23 protein-coding genes and 2 tRNA genes are annotated in these 22151 nt (G+C 71.7%); 4 read left to right on the top strand and 21 right to left on the bottom strand.

Annotated features, from left to right (window positions below; genetic code table 11):
- Positions 1-42: 42 nt before the first annotated feature.
- The 9 genes from ACIWVC_RS01185 to ACIWVC_RS01145 form a co-directional block, all read right to left on the bottom strand.
- Positions 43-115 (bottom strand) — tRNA-Glu (locus tag ACIWVC_RS01185).
- Between the two features lie 25 nt (positions 116-140).
- Positions 141-212, bottom strand: a tRNA-Gln gene (locus tag ACIWVC_RS01180).
- A gap of 102 nt (positions 213-314) precedes the next feature.
- Positions 315-953, bottom strand: a complete 639-nt coding sequence (locus tag ACIWVC_RS01175; protein ID WP_396452494.1) for a DUF2461 domain-containing protein — start codon at positions 951-953, stop codon at positions 315-317.
- A 3-nt stretch (positions 954-956) separates the two neighbouring features.
- Complete coding sequence (locus tag ACIWVC_RS01170; RefSeq protein WP_396452492.1) at positions 957-1721, bottom strand: fumarylacetoacetate hydrolase family protein; 765 nt, start codon at positions 1719-1721, stop codon at positions 957-959.
- Between the two features lie 22 nt (positions 1722-1743).
- On the bottom strand, positions 1744-2907 hold the full coding sequence (locus ACIWVC_RS01165) for a cellulose binding domain-containing protein (RefSeq protein WP_396452491.1): 1164 nt from the start codon (positions 2905-2907) through the stop codon (positions 1744-1746).
- A gap of 93 nt (positions 2908-3000) precedes the next feature.
- Entirely contained in the window at positions 3001-3309 is a 309-nt protein-coding gene (locus ACIWVC_RS01160; protein ID WP_396452489.1) for a hypothetical protein, read from the bottom strand.
- A 244-nt stretch (positions 3310-3553) separates the two neighbouring features.
- Positions 3554-3958, bottom strand: coding sequence for a DUF6292 family protein (locus tag ACIWVC_RS01155; protein ID WP_396453726.1), 405 nt, complete (start codon positions 3956-3958; stop codon positions 3554-3556).
- Between the two features lie 145 nt (positions 3959-4103).
- Entirely contained in the window at positions 4104-4514 is a 411-nt protein-coding gene (locus ACIWVC_RS01150; RefSeq protein WP_396453222.1) for a hypothetical protein, read from the bottom strand.
- 47 nt (positions 4515-4561) lie between these two features.
- Positions 4562-4747 (bottom strand): hypothetical protein, encoded by a 186-nt coding sequence (locus tag ACIWVC_RS01145; protein WP_396453224.1) that lies wholly within the window; start codon positions 4745-4747, stop codon positions 4562-4564.
- A gap of 245 nt (positions 4748-4992) precedes the next feature.
- Here ACIWVC_RS01145 and ACIWVC_RS01140 point away from each other — a divergent pair, with 245 nt between their 5' ends.
- Positions 4993-5880, top strand: coding sequence for a GntR family transcriptional regulator (locus ACIWVC_RS01140; protein ID WP_396453226.1), 888 nt, complete (start codon positions 4993-4995; stop codon positions 5878-5880).
- A gap of 132 nt (positions 5881-6012) precedes the next feature.
- A complete protein-coding gene (locus ACIWVC_RS01135) occupies positions 6013-6633 on the top strand; it encodes a GNAT family N-acetyltransferase (RefSeq protein ID WP_396453228.1) in 621 nt (206 codons plus the stop codon).
- A 196-nt stretch (positions 6634-6829) separates the two neighbouring features.
- Here ACIWVC_RS01135 and ACIWVC_RS01130 read toward each other — a convergent pair whose 3' ends face one another.
- The gene (locus ACIWVC_RS01130) at positions 6830-7108 is read right to left on the bottom strand and encodes a hypothetical protein (protein ID WP_396449257.1); all 279 of its coding nucleotides are present in this window, start codon (positions 7106-7108) and stop codon (positions 6830-6832) included.
- 315 nt (positions 7109-7423) lie between these two features.
- Here ACIWVC_RS01130 and ACIWVC_RS01125 point away from each other — a divergent pair, with 315 nt between their 5' ends.
- Positions 7424-8734, top strand: coding sequence for a Crp/Fnr family transcriptional regulator (locus tag ACIWVC_RS01125; protein ID WP_396449258.1), 1311 nt, complete (start codon positions 7424-7426; stop codon positions 8732-8734).
- Positions 8735-8737: 3 nt separating this feature from the next.
- Here ACIWVC_RS01125 and ACIWVC_RS01120 read toward each other — a convergent pair whose 3' ends face one another.
- From ACIWVC_RS01120 to ACIWVC_RS01080, 9 genes are all read right to left on the bottom strand, one after another.
- Positions 8738-9022, bottom strand: a complete 285-nt coding sequence (locus ACIWVC_RS01120; RefSeq protein WP_396449259.1) for a GNAT family N-acetyltransferase — start codon at positions 9020-9022, stop codon at positions 8738-8740.
- A 38-nt stretch (positions 9023-9060) separates the two neighbouring features.
- The gene (gene cimA / locus ACIWVC_RS01115) at positions 9061-10638 is read right to left on the bottom strand and encodes a citramalate synthase (RefSeq protein ID WP_396449260.1); all 1578 of its coding nucleotides are present in this window, start codon (positions 10636-10638) and stop codon (positions 9061-9063) included.
- Positions 10639-10872: 234 nt separating this feature from the next.
- Complete coding sequence (locus ACIWVC_RS01110; RefSeq protein ID WP_396449261.1) at positions 10873-11976, bottom strand: branched-chain amino acid aminotransferase; 1104 nt, start codon at positions 11974-11976, stop codon at positions 10873-10875.
- Positions 11977-12139: 163 nt separating this feature from the next.
- Positions 12140-13189 carry a 3-isopropylmalate dehydrogenase gene (locus ACIWVC_RS01105; RefSeq protein WP_396449262.1) on the bottom strand — a complete coding sequence of 350 codons (1050 nt, stop codon included), beginning with the start codon at positions 13187-13189 and terminating at the stop codon, positions 12140-12142.
- Positions 13190-13232: 43 nt separating this feature from the next.
- Entirely contained in the window at positions 13233-13913 is a 681-nt protein-coding gene (locus ACIWVC_RS01100; protein WP_396449263.1) for a (2Fe-2S)-binding protein, read from the bottom strand.
- 579 nt (positions 13914-14492) lie between these two features.
- On the bottom strand, positions 14493-16082 hold the full coding sequence (serA, locus tag ACIWVC_RS01095; RefSeq protein ID WP_396449264.1) for a phosphoglycerate dehydrogenase: 1590 nt from the start codon (positions 16080-16082) through the stop codon (positions 14493-14495).
- A gap of 177 nt (positions 16083-16259) precedes the next feature.
- Entirely contained in the window at positions 16260-16898 is a 639-nt protein-coding gene (locus tag ACIWVC_RS01090; protein WP_396449265.1) for a hypothetical protein, read from the bottom strand.
- A 338-nt stretch (positions 16899-17236) separates the two neighbouring features.
- Positions 17237-18772, bottom strand: a complete 1536-nt coding sequence (locus ACIWVC_RS01085; protein WP_396449266.1) for a DUF2079 domain-containing protein — start codon at positions 18770-18772, stop codon at positions 17237-17239.
- A gap of 157 nt (positions 18773-18929) precedes the next feature.
- On the bottom strand, positions 18930-19517 hold the full coding sequence (locus ACIWVC_RS01080; protein WP_396449267.1) for a PadR family transcriptional regulator: 588 nt from the start codon (positions 19515-19517) through the stop codon (positions 18930-18932).
- A gap of 139 nt (positions 19518-19656) precedes the next feature.
- Between ACIWVC_RS01080 and ACIWVC_RS01075 the strand changes: the two genes are divergently transcribed.
- A complete protein-coding gene (locus tag ACIWVC_RS01075; RefSeq protein ID WP_396449268.1) occupies positions 19657-20499 on the top strand; it encodes a hypothetical protein in 843 nt (280 codons plus the stop codon).
- Between the two features lie 101 nt (positions 20500-20600).
- On the opposite strand, the gene ilvC is transcribed toward ACIWVC_RS01075, so the two are convergent.
- The gene (gene ilvC / locus ACIWVC_RS01070) at positions 20601-21593 is read right to left on the bottom strand and encodes a ketol-acid reductoisomerase (protein WP_396449269.1); all 993 of its coding nucleotides are present in this window, start codon (positions 21591-21593) and stop codon (positions 20601-20603) included.
- Positions 21594-21625: 32 nt separating this feature from the next.
- Complete coding sequence (gene ilvN / locus ACIWVC_RS01065) at positions 21626-22150, bottom strand: acetolactate synthase small subunit (RefSeq protein ID WP_396449270.1); 525 nt, start codon at positions 22148-22150, stop codon at positions 21626-21628.
- Position 22151 lies beyond the last annotated feature (1 nt).

Below are 22151 nucleotides of genomic sequence, written 5' to 3'. Positions count from 1 at the left end.
GGCGAAGGTGCCGGAAGGCACCGAGCATGCGGGCCCGCCACGTACCCCCGAGCGGATTCGAACCGCCGTTACCGCCTTGAGAGGGCGGCGTCCTAGGCCACTAGACGACGGGGGCGTGTGTCCGCGTGCGGCGGACGCAGCTGGGGTACCAGGACTCGAACCTAGACTAAGTGAACCAGAATCACTCGTGCTGCCGATTACACCATACCCCAGTGAGGTACGGGCTTCCGTGCCGTTTCCAGCCCGGTCGCTCGCGCCTCGATGAGAATACAGGACCTTGCGAGAACGGCCAAAACGATTGGCCGGAACGGCGGTCAGCGGGTGAAGTCGGGCGGTCCGATGTGGGTCCGGCCCCAGTCGACGAGGGGGCGCAGGCGCCGCCAGGACGTCCGTACCCGCGTGACGACCTCGCCGGGATCGGCGGTCCACGGGTCGGCGGGCCAGCCGGTGTGGGCGTAGAGGGAGCGGTGCCGCAGCAGGTCGAGGCGCGGGTGGTCGGGGGCGGTGCCGCGGGGGCGGGTCTTGAGGCGGTCGCCGGCGATCTCCATGCCGGCGGACCGGAGGTCGTCCACGATGGCCTGGAGTTCGCCGCCGTAGGTGTCGGACCCGGCGGCCTCGCGGTAGCGGCGGAGCTGGTCGGGGGTGGGCGCGTACATGCCGCCCGCGACCATGAGGCCGTCCGCGTCGATCTGGATGTAGAAGCCCTCTCCGGTGTGGGCGCCCTGGTGCGTCTTGTAAGGAGACTTGTCCTTGCTGAACCGGACGTCCCGGTACGGGCGGAAGAGCTTGACCGCGCCGAACTCCTCTTCGAGTTCGGCGCACAGCTCGGTCAGCGGTTCGCGCACATGCCGCTCGTAGGTCTCCTTGCGGGCCGTCCAGTAGGACTTGCTGTTGTCGGCCAGCAGGCCCTCGTAGAAGGAGAACGCCTCGCCGGTGAAACCGCGGAACGCCATGGCTCAGTCGCGCTCGATGACGCGGTTGGTGAGGCGGCCGATGCCCTCGATGTCGACGGTCACCTCGTCCCCGATCTCCAGCGGGCCGACGCCGGCGGGGGTGCCGGTGAGGATGACGTCGCCGGGCAGCAGGGTCATGACCTGGCTGACGTACTCGACGAGGGTCGGGACGTCGTGCAGGAGCAGGGAGGTGCGGGCGTCCTGGCGGACGTCCCCGTTGACGGCCGTGGAGATGGCCAGGTCGGCGGGGTCGGCCTCGGTCTCGATCCACGGGCCGAGGGGGCAGAACGTGTCGAAGCCCTTGGCCCGCGTCCACTGCCCGTCCTTCTTCTGCAGGTCGCGGGCGGTGACGTCGTTCGCGCAGGTGTAGCCGAGGATGACCTCGGCGGCGCGGGACGCGGGCACCTCGCGGCACATCCGGCCGATGACGACGGCCAGCTCGCCCTCGTAGTCGACGCGGTCGGACAGCTTCCGCGGGTAGGCGATCGCCTCGCCGGGGCCGATCACGGCGGTGGACGGCTTGGAGAAGATCACCGGCTCGGCGGGCGGCTCGCCGCCCATCTCGCGGGCGTGGTCGGCGTAGTTCTTCCCGATCGCGATGATCTTGCTGGGCAGGATCGGCGCGAGCAGCCGGACGTCGGCGAGCGGCAGGCGCTGCCCGGTGAACGTCAGCTCCCCGAACGGGTGGGCCGCGATGACGGCGACGGTGTTCTCCTCCACCACTCCGAAGGACATGCCGTCGTCGGTGGAGAACCTGGCGATACGCATGTTCGAGAGCCTAGTACTCCCGTCAGAAGCCGCACGCCCCGCCGTTCAGCTCGCACCCCTTCGGCGTGGACGCGCGCCCGGCCGCGCCGTACTGGATCTCCCACGTGCCGCCGGGCGGGATCGCCGGGGCGCCGTCGAGGTTCCTGATCTCCACCTTCTCGCCGCCGCGGACGAGCCGCGCGCCCCAGATGTTCTTGACGTCCGCGCCGGGTGCGCGGAACGTCAGCTTCCACGTCTTCATGGGGCGGTCGGTGCGGTTGGTGATGACCATCCTGCCTTCGAAGTACCCCTCGTCCTGCTGGACGAGCTGGTACGTGATCCCCTTGCCCCGCACGAGCGGGCCGATCGGTGCGGTGGTCGCCGGCGGCGGCGTGCCGGGCGCGCCCGGCTGCTGCGCGGGCGGCTGCCCCGCCGCGGGCGCCTCGCTCGGCGCGGGCCCGCCGGGGGTCGGTCCGCCCGTCGGCCCGCCGGCTCCCGCCGGCGCCGACGCGCCAGGCGGCGACGGGGGCGACGACGGGGGCGCCGCGCTCCCGCCGTCCGAACCGCCCCTGGTGAGCAGGAGCGCCACGACCGCCGCGGCGGCGACGAGCAGCACCACGCCGACGGCCCCCACGAGGATCAGCGGGCGCCGGGACCGCCTCGGCGGCACTCCCCCGGACGGCATCACCGGAGCGGTCGCGCCGTGCTGGGGAGCCGGCCCTGACGGCATCGCGAGCGGGAATGCCGGAGCGCCGGCGTCCGTGGACGCCGACTCGGCCCCGAACTGCTCCGTCCACGGCGTCTCTCCCACGACCGGCGAGGGCGCCGGCGCCGGCACCGCGCCCTGCGCGAACGCCGCCGCCTCCTCCTGAGGAGGGGCGGGCTCGCCGAGCCGGATGTCGGTGACGGTCGCGGACGCCTTCTCCGGCGCATCGCGGGAGGTCGCGCCCGGGTCGTCCGGAGGGTCCTGGGAGGTCGCCTGCGGGTCGTCTTCGGGGTCGTCGGCCGGAAGGTCGCGGAGGGTGACTTCCGGAGCGTCCTCGGGGTCGTCGGCCGGGAAGTCCTGGACCGTCGCGTCCGCGAGGTCGTCGACGACGGTCGAATCGGCCGCGGTGCCCGCGTCCGGCGCGGCGGCCCGGCCGGGAACGCGGAACTCGGCGGTCGTCTTGTGGTCCGGGGGCACGTACCCGGAGTCCTCGCCGCTCAACTCGTCCACCCTCCGCTGTCGTCGATCTCATGGAGTCCGACGACGGGCGAAGCGGTTCGGTTCAGCCCGAAACCGGGAGGTGTCCGGAATGCGTCAGCCGGCCGGCGCAGGCTCGAGCCCGCGCCGCGCGGCCTGCCTCAGCTGCCGGTTCAGCATGTCGGTGATGAGCTCGATCGCGTCCGGACCGGTCGCGTCGAGGGCGCCGCTCAGCCAGCGGGTGGCCTCGGCGAGCAGTTCCTCGGCCGACTCCCCCTCGGGCCCCGCGTCGGCCATCCGCCCCAGCAGCGCGCCGAGGCGCAGCGCGGCGTCGGCGCTGCCCGACTCGGCGGCCCGGCGGTACCAGCCGGCGGCCTGGTCGAGATCGCCCTCGCGCTCGTAGACCTCGCCGAGCCCGAACGCCATGTCAGCCCAGGTGCCGTCCGTCGGACGCCCAAGGTCCTCGGGAGTCCACGGTCGGACGGGCATAGGATCACTCCGGCAGGTCGGTTCGATGGGACGGCATGCAGGAACGCCACGCATGCCGTGCAGGTCCCCATAGTGGACGCTTCAACCGAAATCCGCCACCGCTTTCGCCGCATTTGGCGAAATTTCTGCGTAACCGTACCGATACCGACGGAAACAACGTCGTTCTTTCGAACGACCGGTTTCAGGCGGCCCGGAAGCGGAGCAGGGCGTCCTCGAACCCGTCGTGTCCTGCGTCGACGGCCCGCACCGCGGCCGGCGCCTCCACCGCCCCGCGCTCCAGCAGGTGCGGGACGGAGCGGGGCTCGGGCAGCACGCCGCCGCCGAGCCGGACGGGATCGCGCAGCACGGTCCGCACACCGGGCTCCCCGGAGACGAACTCGCCGAGCACGAACCCCTCGGATTCGTTCCACACGAGGGCCCGGAGCCCGAGCACGAACGTCGCGTCGCGCGGGTTGGCCGGGTCCAGCCAGACCTTGGAGAGCGGCGCCCCCTGGGCTTGGAGCGCGTCGCCGACGCAGGTGACGTAGCCGCGGATGACATCGACGAAGGGATCCGAGTGAGGCAGGGGCCGAAGGCGGTCGATCACTGATTCATCCCTCTCTTCGAGTTCTTTACGAAGTATGAGGGAAGATGATCCTGTTTGTCCCGTTTGGAAGGGAGAAATCTGGCTGAAGGCAGGCCAAATAGCCCCCTTCGCCACACAACTCCCTTCTCTCTCGTCTCTTCGCGGCTCAGACCGCCCGGGGCGGGGCGGTCCGGGGTACGGCTCGTGCGGCGAGCCGCGAGGCGAACTCCGGCATGAGGTACGAGGCGAGCCAGGGAGCGAGGACCGCGGCGCACGCCCCCGCCGAGTAGAGCGCCGTCAGCCGCCCCGGCGCCCCGGCCCGCCGGCCGAGTTCGGCGGTGATGACCAGGACCGCGGCGCCGGCGACCGCCGCCTGCTCGGCGCCGGCCCACGGCTGCCGCGCCGCCGGCGGCACCGGCGTCAGCTGCAGCACCGGGACGGCCGCCGGGCCGGGCTCGTCCACGACCGGCTCGCCCAGGGCACCGGGCCCGGCCGGTCCGCCGAGGCCGGCCCGCCCGGAGTGCCGCGTGATCCGTTGCTCCGGCGTGCTCGACGCCGCGTCCATCCGGTCTTCCACCTCGAACTCTCCTTAAGGTCAGCGGTCCGCTCCGCGGCGACCGGAGGTCATGTTCTCGGCCCGTTCAGCCCCCGGACGGTGACCAGCGAGGGCCAGCGGCCGGTCTCCACCGGCGCGGGCGGCTCGCTGCGGAGATCCGCGTGCCTCGTCCGGAAGCCGATGCTGACGACGTAGAAGACCGTGGCCAGGAAGAGCGCCGTGGGAACGAGGACCCAAAGCATGATCGGGGTCATGGTTGAACCTCCTCCGGGGAGTTCGCGATATCCCTTACATCCAGAACATCCTGCTGCTAGTGTTGTCAGAGTTTTCAGCTGGTGAGACTTGTCCCAACAAGTTGCTATCCAGCTTGTACCCTCTTTTGGGATTGCAAACACATAGGATGGGAAGAACTTGTTCAGAAGTCCGGTTCTGTGCAATGTTCCGCAGGTACGGCGGTCGGTACGAACCGGGACGGGCAGGCCGGAAGGGAGCGGATCCGATGGCTCGCACGACGCCTCTCCGCTGGCGTGATATCGCCGATGACCTGCGCCGGCGCATCGAATCGGGAGATCTCGCGAGCGAGAAGGGCTCGTCCGAGCGACGGCCGCTGCCTCCCGAGAAGGAGCTGGAGCAGCAGTACCGCGCCTCCCGCAACACCGTCCGAGACGCGCTCGCCTGGCTCCGGCAGCAGGGATACGTCGTCTCCGAACAGGGCAAGGGGACGTTCGTCGTACCCGAGCCCGACATCGTCGACGTCACGCTGCGCGCGGTCGAGCTGGGGCTCGCACCCGGCGCCGTGTCGGACGAGTGGTACAACCGCGACGCCGCCATCCCCGCCGACCGGAACGCGACGGTGTCGCAGGTCAAGGTCGAGATCCAGGAGGGCACCAAGGTCATCGCCCGGTACCTGCGGACGAAGAGCGGCTCGGAGTTCATCTCCCGCCACCAGGAGATCTTCCTCGACGAGAAGCCCTGGGTGCTGCAGACCTCCTTCTATCCGCTGGAGTTCGCCACCAGCGGCGCGTCCCGCCTTCTCCTCCCCCGCGACATCCCCGAGGGGGCCGTGGCCTACCTCGGCGAGGCCCTCGGCTATCGCGAGGTCGGCTTCCACGACGAGATCAGGGCCCGTGTACCGGACGAGAACGAGAAGCGGTTCTTCAGCCTCGGCGAGTCGGCGGCCGGCATCGTCTTCGAAACGGTGCGGACCGCCTACTCGGCCGACGGCAACCCGTTCCGGGTCACCGTGACGGTCTGGCCCGCCAACCGCACACGGCTGCACTACAACGACGGAAAGGTCCCCGACGCCGTCCTCAGGACGCCCGGCCTGGCCCCCAACGACGACTCTCCGCCCACGTCCTCGCCGGACGGCGACGCCGGAAGCGGATAGCCGGCCGCCGCCGACCACGGCGGCCGTCACACACCAGTCCATATGCCCCCCTTCCCGACCGGACGGGAGCCTTCGCGCCCCCGTTCACCCGGCCGGGAGGAGGGGTCTTGATCTTTCCGGAGTCAGGAGCACGTGGATACAGACACCGAGGCCCTTCAACCGAGCAGGGCCGCTCATCCCACCTACCCCATCCGCCTGGCCCGGCCGGACGAGATCGACGTCGTCCTGGGGCTCATCGACCACGCGGCCGAATGGCTGCGGAAGAAGAAGACGACGACGCAGTGGGCCGAGCCGTGGCCCAGTCCGGAAGGCCGGGAGAAGCGGGTCTACGAGGCTCTCGCCAACGGCGAGACCTGGCTCCTGTTCGACAGGGGGCGCGCGATCGGCACCGTCTCCATCAAGACGATGGGTCACGAGGAGCTCTGGACCGCGAAAGAGCGCGAGGTCGAGGCCGTCTACCTGCACCGCCTCGTCGTCCACCGGGACTACGCGGGACTCGGGCTGGGCGCCGAGCTGATCGACTGGGCCGGTCGCGAGGGCGCCTCCCAGCAGCGGAACGCGGCACTCATCCGCATCGACGTCTGGACCGACAACAACGCGCTCCACGACTACTACCGCGGCCTGGGTTTCAGGTACGTCGCGACGCGCCGCACCAAGGACAGGACGCCCTCGGGCGCATTGTTCGAAAGGCCTCTGACCACCGCCCGGCCTGGTCGTCCTCAGCGCATCATTGAGGAAGGAGCCGACCTCTGAGGAACCCCCATGGCACGAACCCCCATGTACGTCGAGATCGCCCAGGATCTTCAAGGCCGGATCGAGGACGGGAGGCTCGCACCAGGGGAAGCACTGCCAGAGGCGGTGCCTCGCTTCCAGTGATCTCCCGCAAGCCCGACGCGCGGGACGGGCTCTTCAACGCGCTGCGCGAACGCTGACCCAGGGGTCGGCGGGGTCAGACGAAGCGGACGAGCATCAGGTCGCTGTCGGGGGTTTCGCGCCAGTAGAAGGCGCCCGGTTCGCGGGACATCTCTTCGATCTCGCCGGCGATGATCAGGGCGCGGTTGATGCAGTCGGTCTTGTTGTAGCCGGTCAGGTACTGGAGGCGCTGGAGCGCCTGGACGGCCTTGCCGGTCAGGTTGACCGTGACGCGGTCGCTCGTCGGGGCGGTGTCGGCGCGGCGGCCGGGATCCTTCGCGTCCTGGGCCTCGGAGGATGCCCGAGAGTCCGTCATGAGCGCTCACTCCAATCCGGGGCGCGGAGCCCGGCCCACCCCCTGCGTTCCGGCGCCTGACCGGAAGCCTCATCCGGTCAGGCGCCCATACAGCCCTCCGTCAGCAAATCCATGCCGGGTGTACAGCATGCACGACAGAGGTTCCCTCGTCTTCGCCGCCGGAAACCTCCGACAGCTCCTCCTTGCCATCAGGTAAGAAGACGTTCACCATTCTAGCAGCAGTCTTCGTATGGCTTTCGTATGTATTTTGAATGCGGAGTGGGGCACGGACGAACACCGGGAGGCTGCGGGCCCTCCCGGGGGAAGGAAGACTCCGTGAGACTGAACCGCTGGGCGGCGCGGCTGCGGGGGCGCGCGGCGCCCACCGCCGGCTCGGGGCCGGTGAACGCGAAGGTCATGACCCCGGTGACGCTCGGGGCCGTGGTGCTGGGGTACGCGCTGGACGGTCCGGGCACCGCCGCGATCAGCGGCGTCCTGGCCTTCCTCACGCTCCCCGCGGTGGCCGTGACGAACGCGGTCGTCCAGTATCTGAAGGCGGACACGCTGCAGGAGACGTCCGGGCCGCCATCGGCGGCGGTGGCGGTCCCGTCCGCGCCGTCCGCCCTGGCACCGGTCTCCGACCGGGTGGTCTCGCGGGAGGCCCTGACGTTCTGGGACGCGCTGACCCCCGTGGAGCGGCGCGACTTCATCGCGCGGGCCCGCCGGCATCTGTACCGCGCGGAGGACGTGCTGTGCCGGGAGGGCGGCGTCGCGGGCGAGGTCGTGGTGATCCTGTCCGGGTGGACGCGGGTGTGGGTCTGGGAGGGGCCCGAGCAGCGGATCATCGCGTTCCGCGGCGCCGGGGAGCTGGTCGGGGAGCGCGCGGCGCTGATGATCCGGGACCGGTCCGCCACCGTGACGGCCGACGGCGACGTCCAGGCGCTCCGGATCGACGCCCACGACTTCGGCGCCTTCCTGGACGCGCACCCGCGCGTGCGGGGCGTCCTGGAGCAGCAGGTCTACCGGCGGCAGATCGAGAAGCCCGGCTTCCAGGCCGTGCGGGGCAACTGCTCGATCCTCATCACCGACATCACCCGGTTCAGCTCGCCGGTGCGCACCGACGCCGACCGCGGGTACGTCCTGGGCGCGATGTACGACCTGATGGGCGAGGCGTTCACCGCGTCCGGCCTCGACTTCGGCCGCCTCTACCAGGAGGACCGCGGCGACGGCGCGCTCGTCGTCGTCCCGCCGACCACGCCGACCGACAAGGTCGTCGACCCGATGCTCGCGCACCTGGCGGCGTCGCTGCGGCGGCACAACCGGCGCGCCGCCGAGGCGACCCGGCTGCAGCTGCGGGCCGCGCTGCACGTCGGTCCCGTGCAGCGCGGCCCGAAGGGCGTGGCCGGCGGCTCCATCATCACGACGCGGCGGATGGTGGACGCCCCGGCGGTGAAGCGGCGCGTCGCCGAGACGGGCGCCGACCTGGCGTTCGTCACGTCCGACTTCGTGTACGACACGGTGATCAGGCCCGCCCCGGGGCTGATCGACCCGAGCCGCTACTCGCGGGTCCGGGTCAGGGTGAAGGAGGCGTCGCTGTCGGCGTGGCTGATGCTGGAGGGCGGCGCGTCCCGGCTCCGCGCCGTGTGACGGTCAGGACTCCGCGACCAGATCCTGGTAATCGGGGTGCTTGCCGATCCACTTCTTGATGAACGGGCACACGGGGACGACCGAGCCGCCCTTGCCGCGGATGTCGTCCAGCGTGCCGCGGGCCAGCGAACTCCCCACGCCCTTCCCCTCGAACGCCGGGTCGACCTCCGTATGGATGAGGACGACGGCGTCGCCCTCCCGCTCGTATTCGACGAAGCCGGCCAGGTCGCCGTCCACCCTGATCTCGTAGCGGCTCTTCTCGGCGTTGTCGGTGATCTCGGTGCTCATGCCCGGGTAAATGCCCAGCGGGCGCGAGAGATTCCCGGTCAGCCCGCGTCGTAGCCGGCGCGGAGCAGGCAGTACGTGACGGCCTCCTCCAGGGCCTGCCAGGACGCGGCGATGACGTTGTCCTCGACGCCGACGGTGCCCCACTCGCGCTCGCCGTCGCCGGACTCGATCAGCACCCGTGTCCGCGCGTCCGTGCCGTGCGCCCCCTCCAGGATGCGGACCTTGTAGTCGACCAGCTCCAGCCGCGCCAGCTCCGGGTAGAGCCGACCGAGCGCGATGCGCAGCGCGTTGTCGAGGGCGTTGACGGGGCCGTTGCCCTCGCCGGTCGCGATGATCCGCTCGCCCTTGGCGTGCAGCTTGACGGTCGCCTCGCTGACCATGGAGCCGTCCGGGCGGCGCTCCACGATCGACCGCCACGACTCGACCTCGAAGTGCCGCTGCCGGACGCCGGTCAGCTCCTCGCGCAGCAGCAGCTCGAACGAGGCGTCGGCGGCCTCGAAGGTGTAGCCGGTGTTCTCCAGCTCCTTGACCCTGGCGACGACGGCCTTGGCCTTCTCGCCGGACAGGTCGTAGCCCAGCTCGCGGCCCTTCAGCTCGACCGACGCGCGCCCGGCCATGCTCGACACCAGCATCCGCATGTCGTTGCCGACGGCGGCGGGGTCGATGTGCTGGTACAGGTCTGGGTCGACCTTGACCGCGGACGCGTGCAGCCCCGCCTTGTGCGCGAACGCGGACACGCCCACGTACGGCTGCTGCGAGCCGGGAGCGATGTTGGTGACCTCCGACACGGCGTGCGCGATCCGGGTCATCTCGGCGAGCTGCGCGTCCGACACGAGGCTCATGCCCCGCTTGAGCTGCAGGTTACCGACGACGGTGAACAGGTTGGCGTTGCCGCTGCGCTCCCCGTACCCGTTCGCGCAGCCCTGCACGTGCGTGGCGCCGGCCTTCACCGCGGCGAGCGTGTTCGCGACCGCGCAGCCGGAGTCGTCGTGGCAGTGGATGCCGACCCGGACCCCGTACCCGACGACCTCGTGGACGACCTCGGCCAGCTCGTCCGGCAGCATGCCGCCGTTGGTGTCGCAGAGCGCGACGACGTCCGCGCCCGCCTCGGCGGCGGTGCGGACGGCCTCCAGCGCGTAGGCGCGGTTGGCCTTGTAGCCGTCGAAGAAGTGCTCCGCGTCCAGGAAGACCCGTTGGCCCTCCGCACGCAGGTGGGAGACCGTGTCGCGGATCATCGCGAGGTTCTCCTCCAGGGTGGTGCGGAGGGCCAGCTCGACGTGCCTGTCGTGGCTCTTGGCGACCAGGGTCACGACGGACGCGCCGGATTCGCGCAGGGCGGCGACCTGGGGGTCGTCGGCCGCCTTCACCCCGGCCCGGCGGGTCGCGCCGAACGCGGTGAGCTGCGCGTGCCTCAGGTCGAGCTCGGTTCGAGCCCGCCTGAAGAACTCGGTGTCCTTGGGGTTGGCGCCCGGCCAGCCTCCCTCGATGAAGCCGACGCCGAGGTCGTCGAGATGCCGCGCGATCGCGAGCTTGTCGGGCACGGAGAGGTTGAGCCCCTCCTGCTGCGCCCCGTCGCGCAGGGTGGTGTCGTAGACGTGGAACGCGTCGCGTTGCATTGGTGAGAACCCCCAGAGGGTGGCGCCAGGGCACAAAAAAACCTCTCACGGACGTGAGAGGTCTGCGCGCCGGCGTTGTCCCGTTAGCTGCCGGCGCGCCAGCCGATAATGACGAGGCTGTTGCGCATGATGCTCTCAGTCTGCCACACGCTTCGCGCGCCTGGGACATCCGTCTCAGATCCTGAGACGGGACGGCCCCGGCGCACGGTGCGCCGGAGCTCGCGAACCCGCAGGTCAGATGATTTTGTGGACCCAGCCGTAGGGGTCGGAACGGGTGCCGTACTGAATGCCGACCAGCTCCTCGCGGAGCCGCATCGAGATCTCGCCGGGCTCGCCGTCCCCGATCGTCCACTCCCGGTCCCGGCCCTTGACCCGGCCGACCGGGCTGATGATCGCGGCGGTGCCGCAGCCGAACACCTCGGTGATCTCGCCGGACGCGCAGCCCTCCTGCCACTCGTCGATGCTGATCTTGCCCTCCTCGGCGGGGATGCCGAGGTCCGGGGCCAGCTTCAGCATCGAGTCGCGGGTGACGCCGGCGAGCAGCGTCCCGGTGAGCGCGGGCGTGAGCAGCCGAGCCTGGGAGCCGGACCCGTAGACGAACATCAGGTTCATCGAGCCGACCTCCTCGACCCAGCGGTGCTCCACCGCGTCGAGCCAGACGACCTGGTCGCAGCCCTGCGCGACGGCCTCGGCCTGCCCGGCGAACGAGGCCGCGTAGTTGCCGCCGAACTTGGCCTCGCCGGTGCCGCCGGGCGCCGCGCGGGTGTAGTCCTGCGACAGCCAGACCGTGACCGGCTTGATGCCGCGCGGGTAGTACAGCCCGGACGGCGACGCGATGACCATGAACAGGAACTCGTTCGCCGGGCTGTTGACGCCGAGGGCGCGGGTCGTGGCGAACATGAACGGGCGCAGGTAGAGGCTGTGGCCCTCGGCGTCGGGGACCCAGTCCTTGTCCGTCCGGACGAGCAGTTCGATCGCGTCCACGAACAGCTGCTCGGGGATCTCCGGCATCGCCATCCGCTTCGCCGACCGGTTCATCCGGGCCGCGTTCATGTACGGGCGGAAGGTGACGATCGACCCGTCCGGCTGCTTGTAGGCCTTGAGACCCTCGAAGAGCTCCTGGGCGTAGTGGAACACCTGCGAGGCAGGGTCCATCGGGATCGGCCCGTACGGTTCGAGTTTCGCGTCGTGCCAGCCGCGCTCCGCCGAGTACCTGATCGTGATCATGTGATCGGTGAAGTGCCGGCCGAAGCCGGGGTCGGCCAGGATCGCCGCGCGTTCGTCGGCGCTCGCGGGCCGCTCGGTGCGCGTGATCTCGAACTCCAGGGTGTCGCTCATCGCGGTTCGTCCTCTCGCGGATCGCCGGGCGGCCCCATCGCCGCTGTGGCTTCCTTAGTCCCTATTGTCGTACTTCGTCTAGTCCTGCTCCTCCACGCGGCGCATACGGAAGACCGGGCGCGCCGCGGGGGCACGCCCGGTCCGGCCGGACAGGCGGCGTGCCCTATCCGGATACTCGCTTGGCGATCGCGTCGCCGATCTGGGACGTGGAACGGGCGCCGAGCCCGGCGCGCTCCGCCAGGTCGTCCGAGACGGCCTGCTCGACGCGGCGGGCGGCGTCGCCCTCGCCGACGTGGTCGAGCAGCATCGCGACGGACAGGATCGTGGCGGTCGGGTCGGCCTTGCCCTGCCCGGCGATGTCGGGCGCGCTGCCGTGCACCGGCTCGAACATCGACGGGGCGGTGCGGTCGGGGTTGACGTTGCCGGACGCGGCGAGCCCGATCCCGCCCGCGATGGCGGCGCCGATGTCGGTGATGATGTCGCCGAACAGGTTGTCGGTGACGACCACGTCGAACCGCTGCGGCTGGTTGACGAAGAACATGGTGGCCGCGTCGACGTGGACGTAGTCCGTGGCGACCTGCGGGTACTCCTCGCCGACCCGCTTGAGGACCCGCTGGTAGAGGTCGCCGGCGAACGTCAGGACGTTGTCCTTGTGGACCAGCGTGAGCTTCCGGCGCGGGCGGGACGCCGCGACCTCGAACGCGTACCGGACGACCCTCTCGACCCCGTACGCGGTGTTCACGCTCTCCTGCGTGGCGACCTCGTGCGGCGTGCCCTTGCGCAGCACGCCCCCGACGCCCGTGTACGGCCCTTCCGTCCCCTCCCGGACGACCACCATGTCGATGTCATCGGCGGTCACGCCGGCCAGCGGCGTCTCGACGCCTGGGAACAGCTTCACCGGCCGCAGGTTGACGTAGTGGTCGAGCTCGAACCGGGCGCGCAGCAGCAGCCCGCGCTCCAGCGTCCCGCTGGGCACGCTGGGGTCGCCGACCGCGCCGAGCAGGATGACCTCCTGCTCGCGCAGCTCGGCCAGCACCGAGTCGGGCAGCGTCTCCCCCGTCCGGTGCCAGCGCGCGGCGCCGAGGTCGTAGGTGGTCTGCTCGAACGTGAAGTCGCCGGACACGGCGTCGAGGACCTTGAGGCCCTCGGCGACCACCTCGGGGCCGATCCCGTCGCCGGGGATGACGGCCAGACGAATGCTGCGCGAAGCCATGCGCGCACTCTACTGCAAACGTCTCAGTGCGTGGGCTCTCGTCTCACGATCCGGGCAAGAGTCCGCAATCCCCGCACATCCCGCCTCCGGGCACCCGGTAGTACAGGCAGCAGCTCTTCCGGACGAACCCGTCCGGCCCGAACTCCCCCGTCCCGGCCAGCGGCTCCCGCGCCAGCAGCGCCCGCACCAGCGCGGCCCGCGCGGGGTCGGCCGGCCCCACGTTCAGGCTGCCGGCCAGCGCGGAGGCCGCGTTGCCCCAGACGAGACCGTCCGCGAGGTTCACGAAGCCGGCCATGGTCTCTTGCAGGGGCCGGAGATGCCCGTCCACCACCATGGGGTGCACGAGCCCGGCGGCCTCGGCGGCGCCTTCGACCCGCCGTCCACCGGGCTCCGCGAGCCCCAGCGCGATCGGCTCGCCCGGCGCCCACCGCCACCGCAACCCGCTCACGTCGGGGACGATGCCGACCGCCGCCGCGGCGACGACGGGCGACCACAGCCGCGCCGCGAGCCCTTGGAACACCAGGGAGGCCGCGACCCGCCGCTCCCCCGTCCCGAGCCGCTCTGCGTAATCCCCTGTCAGCGCGCGCAACCGCGTGGTGTCGCCGCCGAACGGCCGCCACTCGGGCCCGTCGAGCCCCGCGGTGATGATCTCGAAGTACGGCCCGAGCCGGGCGAGGTCCCGCAGCACCCCCGCGACCTCGGCAGGGGTGACGTCGACCGGCATAAGCCTCAGTGTCACATGCCCGACAGGGCGCTGAGCGGCGAGCGCGGCCGGGCCGGCGCGACGACGCCAGCCGCCGGCCCGGCCGCACGACCACCTCGATCGTCGCGATCGCGTCCGGAGGCGGGTTCGGGCCTGCGAGAACCCGATCGCGGGGCGGACGGCTAGTCGGCGCGCCGGTCCAGGGCGGTCTGCAGGGCGCGGGCGGCTTCCTCTTCGGCGTCGTCCGCGGGCGCGTTGGTCCAGGTCTCGTTCATGGGAATGCTCCAGATTCGCTGAGCTGTGGCGAGAGGGCGGCCGGACGGGCGTTGTTCGCGCGATCCGGCTGGACATCGGACTCACGGCCAGGCAGAGCCTCCGCAGCGGGTGCCGGCCTGCCGATGATCAGGCCCCGCTGCGGCAGCGAAGGATTACCACGAAGCGCCGCATGACTACCTGCGAGATTACCCCCGGTCCGGCGGGGTTGTCCCGACCCGTGGCCGGGTATCTCGTCATTTGAGACAGGTTTGGGGTGGCGTACGTCACGGGCGGGCGCACCGGAAGCGCGCCCGCCCGTGACGGAAGGGGTCTCAGCCCGCGGGGTCAGCCGTCGAGGTCGACGCGGCGGCCCATGTCGGCGCCGACCTCCCGGGTGATGGCGTCGACGAGCTGCGGGGAGATGGCCGAGTCGACGGTGAGCGCGATCAGCGCCTTGCCGCCCTTGACGTCCCGGCCGACCTGCATGCCGGCGATGTTGACCTGCTCGTCGCCGAGCAGCTTGCCGACGGCGCCGACGATGCCGGGGCGGTCGACGTAGGAGAAGAACGCCATGTGCTCGGTCGGGACGAGCTCCATGTTGTAGCCGTTGATCTCGATGATCCGCTCGGCGTGCTTGGGGCCGGTGAGCGTGCCGGAGACCGAGACGACCTCGCCGTCGGCCATGGTGCCGCGGACCTGCACGACGTTGCGCCAGTCGGGGCTGTCCTCGGAGGTGGTGAGGGTGACCTCGACGCCGCGGTCGCGGGCGAGGAGGGGGGCGTTGACGAACGTCACGGCCTCCTCGATGACGTCCACGAAGACGCCCTTGAGCGCGGCGAGTTCGAGGACCTTCACGTCGTGCTCGGCGATCTCCCCGCGGACGACGACGTCGAGGCGGACGGGGACGCCGCCGGCGAGGGCGGTGAAGATGCGGCCGAGCTTCTCGGCGAGCGGCAGGCCGGGCTTGACGTCCTCGGCGACGGCGCCGCCCTGGACGTTGACGGCGTCCGGCACGAACTCGCCGGACAGGGCCAGCTTCACCGAGCGGGCGACCTGGGTGCCCGCCTTCTCCTGCGCCTCGTGGGTGCTGGCGCCGAGGTGCGGGGTGACGACGACGTTGTCGTGGTGGAACAGCGGGCTCTCGGTGCACGGCTCGGTGCTGAACACGTCGATGCCGGCGCCGGCGACCCGGCCGTCCTTGATCGCGAGGTCGAGGGCCTCCTCGTCGACGATCCCGCCGCGGGCGGCGTTGACGATCCGCACGGACGGCTTGACCTGCTGCAGCTCGCGGTCGCCGATGAGGCCGAGGGTCTCGGGCGTCTTCGGCAGGTGGACGGTGATGAAGTCGCTCTCGCGGAGCAGCTCCTCCAGCGTGACGAGCTTCACGCCGAGCTGCGCGGCGCGGGCCGCCTGCACGTACGGGTCGTAGGCGATCACGTTCATGTCGAAGGCGGCGAGGCGCTGCGCGACGAGCACGCCGATGCGGCCGAGGCCGAGCACGCCGACGGTCTTGCCCTGCAGCTCGACGCCGGTGTACTTCGAGCGCTTCCACTCGCCCCGCTTGAGCGCGGCGTGGCCCTGCGGCACGTTGCGCGCGGTGGCGAGGAGCAGCGCGATCGCGTGCTCGGCGGCGGTGACGATGTTGGACGTGGGCGCGTTGACCACCATGACGCCGGCCTTGGTGGCGGCCTCCACGTCGACGTTGTCGAGGCCGACGCCGGCGCGGGCCACGACCCGCAGCTTCTTGGCGTGCTGGAAGACCTCGGCGGTGACCTTGGTGGCGCTCCGCACGATCAGCGCGTCGACGTCGGCGACGGCCGGGAGCAGCTGCTCGCGGTCGCTGCCGTCGGCGTGCCGGACGTCGAAGTCGTTCTCCAGCACGGCGATGCCGGCGGGCGAGAGTTCTTCAGCGACGAGGACGACGGGCTTGCTCAAGGGAAAACAGTCCTTCGGAATGTGAGAGTGGTGTGTGCTGCGTGCAGGTGAAGTCGCGAGTCACCTCGTCGTGGCCCTCGCCCCCGGCAGCCGAGTCTATAACCCGCCGGCCGCGGCGGTTCGCGGCAGGGAGAGACTCACCGGTAACTACCGCTCCGGCCGGATGCGCCCCGTATGTCAGGCCGCGTTCGGTTCCGGCACGGCGGCGAGCACGGTGGCCACCCGCTCGGCGTCGGCGAGGTGGATGTGCGGGACGTCCACGAACACCCGCAGCGGCCCGGCGGGCAGCCCCAGCTCCTCGGCGACGCCCAGCTGCACCTCCCGCAGCGGGATGTACATCAGGTAGCCCCGGTGGACGTTCTGCGACCGGAACATCGCCGTCATGATCAGCCGGTAGCCGCGGATGCGGAACGACAGCGCGGTGAGGGCGGGCAGCCCGTCCGCCGGCTCGCCCGGGATCGTCAGCGAGATCCACGCGCTCGTGGTCCACGGCCTGGCCCGCAGCAGGTCCACCACCCAGCGGATCTGGTCGTGCCCGCCGAGGTCGTGCAGCCGCGGCCAGTACCGCCCGCGGACGACCCGCCGGGTGCGCTCCTGGGCCCGCCGGACCAGCCGCGCCCGGTCGCCGTGCTCGTGGAGGAGGGGGTCCTCCCAGCTCAGCGAGTTGATCTCGAACACCAGCGGGGGCCCCTCGATGATGGGCCCGCCGTCCTCCAGCCCCGCCTCGCCGGCCGCCCACACGTGCCGGAGCACGCCGATCCACGCCTGCCCGCACGTCTCCCAGCGCCGGACGTCCTTGTCCCCTTGCGCCGGCATGTCATGACTCCGCACCGTAATTCAGAGATTTACCTGCCCGCGGCAATGCCGCACCGGAAGGGAATTCCGCGCCGTCCCCGGCCGGTGACCTTCCGTCGTCCTCGATCAGCCTCGCCCAACTCATGCACACTGCCCCAAGACCCGCCACGGCAGCGGTCACAGGGTGTTCGTGCAGGTTCGACCCGCACGGGCCGCGGCCGTCACGGCTTTCTTCAAGTATCAGGCAACGTACCCGAAAACGATAGGCATATTTATCCGAACGGTACCTTCACCGGCATTCTGACCGCGTTGTCGTCCATCAGTCACTGGACAATGCGTCCGGCGATCCCGGCGCGTCCTCACCACGGGTCGGGGACGTCCCGGTGCAGCACGATGTACCCGTCCCGGCGGAAGACCTGCCGGTACCCGGCGGCCTCCAGGCCGGCGACCCGGCGCCGCTGCTCGGCGACCGACCCGAACGGGAACTCCAGCCGCCCGACGCAGGCGACCACCCAGGGCGCGCCGCGCGGCCGCTCGTCCCACAGCAGGACGCGGGCGCGGGACGTCAGCGCGGGCCCGACGCCGTTGGCCGCCTCGACGAGCGCCCCGTCGGGGATCACCGCCGCGGCCGCCGACGCCGCGCGGGCCCGCTCGTTCTGCCGCCACAGCGCCGGGTCGGCCAGGTGCCGGTACGCGAAGAACGGCACGCAGGCGAGCGTGGCGGCCAGCACCCCGGCCATCGGCAGGACGGGCGGGAACCGGCGCGCCGGCCGCGGCCGCCCGCGCAGCCGCGCGGCGCCGTCCGCCGCCGCGAGGACGAGCACGGCGATGACGAACGCGTTGTAGTGGTAGTGCGGCTCCCACCAGTTGCCGAACCGGCTCGCGAGCATCCGCTCGGCCAGCAGCGGCACGGCGGTGAGGGTCAGCGGGGACGCCAGCGGCAGCAGGAGCAGCGGCAGGACGAGCAGCGCCATCGTCACGACCTTCTGCGGCGGGTCGACGAGCACGGCCGCGACGTCCCACGGCCGGGTGAGGGCGTGGACGGCGGCGTGCGGCACGTCCGGGCCGAGCGCGCCGTACGCCCAGTAGTAGTCGTTGTCGCCGCCGAACGCGGCGATGAGCACGCGGGAGCCGACCCAGGCGGCGACCAGCCCGACCGCGGCGTAGGCGAGCCCGGCCCGCCGGTCGCCGCGCGGCAGGAGGTCGCGCAGGCGGCGCCGCTCGCCGTCCCGCTCGTCGGGGCGGGTGAGCAGGTAGAGGCCGAAGCCCGCGAGCAGGAGGCCCATGTCCTCCTTGACCAGCAGCAGCGCGGCCGCCGCCGCGGCCGCCTGGACGCGCCGCCCCGCGTCGTACCGCTCCACGAGGAGCGCCGACAGCAGCGGGACGAACGCGACCTCGTGGAAGTCGAACGCGAGCGCCTCGGCGATCGGCCAGGACAGCGCGTACGCGCCGGCCGCGCAGTAGGCGGCGCCGGGGCCGAGCCTGCGCTCGGTGTACCGCCAGATCGGCCGGATCGCGAGCGCGAACAGCACGGCCTGCGCGACGAGCAGCGTCTCCGGGCCGGCGTGGATCCAGTAGAGCGGCGCCAGCAGCGCCAGGATCGGCGAGAAGTGGTCGCCGAGGACGGAGAAGCCGGGCCCGAAGCCGTTGTGGACGCCCTTCACCATCGCGACCGGGAGGTCGAAGCGGCTGTAGGAGCGGACCGCCTGATCGAAGATCACGAGGTCGTAGCTGCCGGTCCGGAACGCGTGCAGCCGCATCAGCGAGTACGCGGCGTAGAGCAGCGCGGCGGCCGCGGTGAGCGCGGCCGGCAGCAGGCGGCGGCGCCGGGTGCCTCCCCCGGCGCCTGCGGGAACCTCGCGGGCGGGCCCCTGCGCCACGACGACCTCGGCCACGCGCCGGACGCTACCACCCGCCCGGCGCGCGGCTGAGTTCCGTCCCGCGCGTTTCGCCCGCGCGTTTCGCCCGCGCGAGCGCCATCCGTGACCGCGCGTTTCCCGGTACCCGCGCCGCTCCCGCGGTCGCGGGACACGTCCCGCAGCGAGAGGACGTTCACCGCCGCGCCTGCTCGTCGGTGCTCGCGGGAGCCCCGGCGGGCGCGGAGGGGTCGGGCGGCTCGGCGCCGACGACGTAGGTCTCGCAGTGGTCCAGCCAGCGCACCTCGGCCTCCGCCTGGAAGATCATGGATTCCAGGACCAGCCGCCAGGCGCGGTCGCCCTGGTCGGCGGGGACGGCGGGCGCGTCGGCCTTGAGCCGGGTGAGGTCCTGCAGGGTGCGCAGCGTGGCGGTGCGCTGCGCCTGGACGACCTGGGCGACGTCCACGCCGGGGGCGGTGACGGCCATCGCCAGCTTGATCGCCAGTTCGTCGCGGGGCCGGTCGCTCCGGACGATCGGCGTGGCGAACCACCGCCGGACGTCCTCCTCGCCCGCCGGGGTGATCCGGTAGACGAAGCGGCCCTCGTCGTCGGCGCCGACGCGGGTGACGAGGTCGTCGCGTTCGAGCCTGGAGAGCGTGGAGTAGACCTGCCCGATGTTGAGCGGCCAGGTGGCGCCGGTGAAGGACTCGAACTCGGCGCGCAGCTGGTAGCCGTAGCGGGGCCCCTGGGACAGCAGTGCCAGCAGGCCGTGACGGATCGACATGCCCACCAACTATGCATACCGGGTATCCCCCTGGCAATACCGAGTATGCATCCGGCAGGACACACCGCCGGGATTTCACTGTGCGCGACGGTCCGGACCCTTAACGTGACCGGTGTTCCCGGCCGATCAGGAGAGACCCGTGACCACGGACCGCACCTCGGACCGCACCTCGGACCGCGCCCCCGACCGCGCCCCGACACCGAACAGCCTCGACAGCGTCCTGCGCGACGTGCTGCGCGTCTACGACCACCGCTACCTCGGCCTCGACCGCGCCCAGCGGGAGCGGCTCATGGACGGCACCCGCCGCCTCATCGGCGAGGAGGGGCTGAGCGAGGCCGCCCGCGCCGCCATGCCCGCGTCCGCGCGGCTCCGGGCGTTCTGCATCCAGCACGGGCTGCGCGAGGAGCTGGAGCGGCTGATCCGGGACGAGGTGGAGGGCAGCCCGGCGGGCGCCGTCGTGGTCGGCGGCCGGATCTACGCGATGTACCCGTACCTGCGCGGCGTCCCCAGGCAGGACGCCGACATCACCGCCGAGGTCGGCGTGGAGCACCGGCTCGACGCGGTCTCCTGGCAGGGGCGCAGGGTGCGCATCCGCGGCGTGGCCGCGCTGCAGCGCGTCGAGACGAACCACACCGCCGTGGACGTCGTCCTGCGGGAGCGGACGTCCGGCAAGGAGCACGGCTTCCCCGCCGGCCCCCGCCCGGACGGCGGCCGCGGTTTCGAGGCGGTCGCCGACCCCGCCGCCGTGGAGCCGGGGCGCTGGGACGTGCACGTGGCGGCGACCGCGCTCGGCGTCACCCGCGAGGCGCGCTTCGGCTCCGTCCGCGCCGAGGGCCTGCGGACCGGGCCGCAGCGGCGGGCGGCGGGGCAGAAGGACGTCGCCGTCTACTTCACCAGGGGCGGCCACCTGGCGCTGTTCGTGACCGAGGCGCCCGGCGCCGCCTCGCCCCTGGCCAGGCTGCTGCGCCGGTTCCGCCTCTGACGCGCGCGGGGCGCCCGGACGCGCGGGGCGCCCGGACGCGCGAAGGCGCGGGGGCGGGCCGCCCCCGCGCCTTCGCGGCGCCGCGCCTCAGCGGAGCGGGCTCAGTCGTTCAGCCAGCTCATCATCGGGCGCAGCTCGGCGCCCGTCTTCTCGATCGGGTGCTCGGCCAGCTCCTCGCGGTACTGCTGGAACTGCTTCTGGCCGCCCTCGAACTCGTCCACCAGCTCCTTGGCGTACTGCCCGGACTGGATCTCGCCGAGGATCTTCTTCATCGCGGCCTTGGTCTCCGGCGTGATCACGCGCGGACCGCGGCTGTAGCCGCCGTACTCGGCGTTGTCGGACACCGACCAGTACATCTTGGAGATGCCGCCCTCGTACATGAGGTCGACGATCAGCTTCATCTCGTGCAGGACCTCGAAGTAGGCGACCTCCGGCTGGTAGCCGGCCTCGGTCAGCACCTCGAACCCCGTCTTGATCAGCTCGGAGACGCCGCCGCACAGCACCGACTGCTCGCCGAACAGGTCGGTCTCGGTCTCCTCGGTGAACGTGGTCTTGATGCCGCCCGCGCGCAGCCCGCCGATCGCCTTGGCGTACGACAGGGCCAGCGGCCACGCGTTGCCGGACGGGTCCTTCTCCACCGCCACGATCACCGGCACGCCGCGCCCGGCGACGAACTGGCGGCGGACGAGGTGCCCCGGGCCCTTCGGTGCGACCATCGCCACGTCCACGCCCTCCGGCGGCTGGACGAGGTCGTAGCGGATGCTGAAGCCGTGGCCGAAGAACAGCGCGTCGCCCTCGACGAGCGCGGGCTTGATGTCCTTCTCGAAGATCTCCCGGTGGTGGTGGTCCGGGGCCAGCAGCATGATGAGGTCGGCCTCCTCGGCCGCCTCCGCCGGGGTGACGACGCGCAGGCCCTCGGCCTCCGCCTTCTCCCGGCTCGCCGACCCCTCGCGGAGCCCGACCCGCACGTCCACGCCGGAGTCGCGCAGGGAGAGCGCGTGCGCGTGCCCCTGGCTGCCGTAGCCGATGATCGCCACGTGCCGGCCCTGGATCACGCTCAGGTCGGCGGCGTCGTCATAGAACATCTCAGCCACAGTGCTGTCGCCTTTCGTTGTTTCCCGTTGGTTCACGCGCTGCGCTCGATGGCCCGCAGCGAGCGGTCGGTGATGGACCGGGCGCCGCGGCCGATGGCCACCATGCCCGACTGCACCAGTTCCTTGATGCCGAACGGCTCCAGGACCCTGATGAACGCGTCCAGCTTGTCACGGTTGCCGGTCGCCTCGATGGTGACCGCGTCCGGCGCGACGTCCACCACCTTGGCACGGAACAGGTTCACGGTCTCCAGGACCTGCGAGCGTGTCTCGGCGTCGGCGCGCACCTTGACCAGGACCAGCTCGCGCTGGACCGACGCCGAGGGGTCCAGCTCGACGATCTTCAGGACGTTGACCAGCTTGTTGAGCTGCTTGGTGACCTGTTCGAGCGGCAGGTCGGCGACGTTCACCACGATCGTCATGCGGGAGATGTCGGGGTGCTCGGTCACGCCGACGGCGAGGGACTCGATGTTGAAGCCGCGCCGGGAGAACAGCGAGGCGACCCGGGCGAGGATGCCGGGCTTGTTCTCCACCAGCACCGAGAGGGTGTGCAGGCTCATC

The sequence above is a fragment of the Actinomadura sp. genome (assembly GCF_044508335.1).
Lineage (GTDB): Bacteria > Actinomycetota > Actinomycetes > Streptosporangiales > Streptosporangiaceae > Spirillospora.
The sequence above is the reverse complement of the archived record's forward strand: the minus strand, read 5'-3'. Positions and strand labels throughout refer to the sequence as shown.

What these genes read in the sequence shown, in the direction of transcription:
- ACIWVC_RS01120 (WP_396449259.1), bottom strand. Translation starts at nt 9,022, where the DNA reads ATGAGCACCGAGATCACCGACAACGCCGAGAAGAGCCGCTACGAGATC.
- cimA (WP_396449260.1), bottom strand. Translation starts at nt 10,638, where the DNA reads ATGCAACGCGACGCGTTCCACGTCTACGACACCACCCTGCGCGACGGG.
- ACIWVC_RS01160 (WP_396452489.1), bottom strand. Translation starts at nt 3,309, where the DNA reads ATGGCGTTCGGGCTCGGCGAGGTCTACGAGCGCGAGGGCGATCTCGAC.
- ACIWVC_RS01080 (WP_396449267.1), bottom strand. Translation starts at nt 19,517, where the DNA reads ATGTCGATCCGTCACGGCCTGCTGGCACTGCTGTCCCAGGGGCCCCGC.
- ACIWVC_RS01110 (WP_396449261.1), bottom strand. Translation starts at nt 11,976, where the DNA reads ATGAGCGACACCCTGGAGTTCGAGATCACGCGCACCGAGCGGCCCGCG.
- ilvN (WP_396449270.1), bottom strand. Translation starts at nt 22,150, where the DNA reads ATGAGCCTGCACACCCTCTCGGTGCTGGTGGAGAACAAGCCCGGCATC.
- ACIWVC_RS01170 (WP_396452492.1), bottom strand. Translation starts at nt 1,721, where the DNA reads ATGCGTATCGCCAGGTTCTCCACCGACGACGGCATGTCCTTCGGAGTG.
- ACIWVC_RS01100 (WP_396449263.1), bottom strand. Translation starts at nt 13,913, where the DNA reads ATGCCGGTCGACGTCACCCCTGCCGAGGTCGCGGGGGTGCTGCGGGAC.
- ACIWVC_RS01130 (WP_396449257.1), bottom strand. Translation starts at nt 7,108, where the DNA reads ATGACGGACTCTCGGGCATCCTCCGAGGCCCAGGACGCGAAGGATCCC.
- ACIWVC_RS01175 (WP_396452494.1), bottom strand. Translation starts at nt 953, where the DNA reads ATGGCGTTCCGCGGTTTCACCGGCGAGGCGTTCTCCTTCTACGAGGGC.
- ACIWVC_RS01105 (WP_396449262.1), bottom strand. Translation starts at nt 13,189, where the DNA reads ATGGCTTCGCGCAGCATTCGTCTGGCCGTCATCCCCGGCGACGGGATC.
- ACIWVC_RS01140 (WP_396453226.1), top strand. Translation starts at nt 4,993, where the DNA reads ATGGCTCGCACGACGCCTCTCCGCTGGCGTGATATCGCCGATGACCTG.
- ACIWVC_RS01145 (WP_396453224.1), bottom strand. Translation starts at nt 4,747, where the DNA reads ATGACCCCGATCATGCTTTGGGTCCTCGTTCCCACGGCGCTCTTCCTG.
- ACIWVC_RS01090 (WP_396449265.1), bottom strand. Translation starts at nt 16,898, where the DNA reads ATGCCGGCGCAAGGGGACAAGGACGTCCGGCGCTGGGAGACGTGCGGG.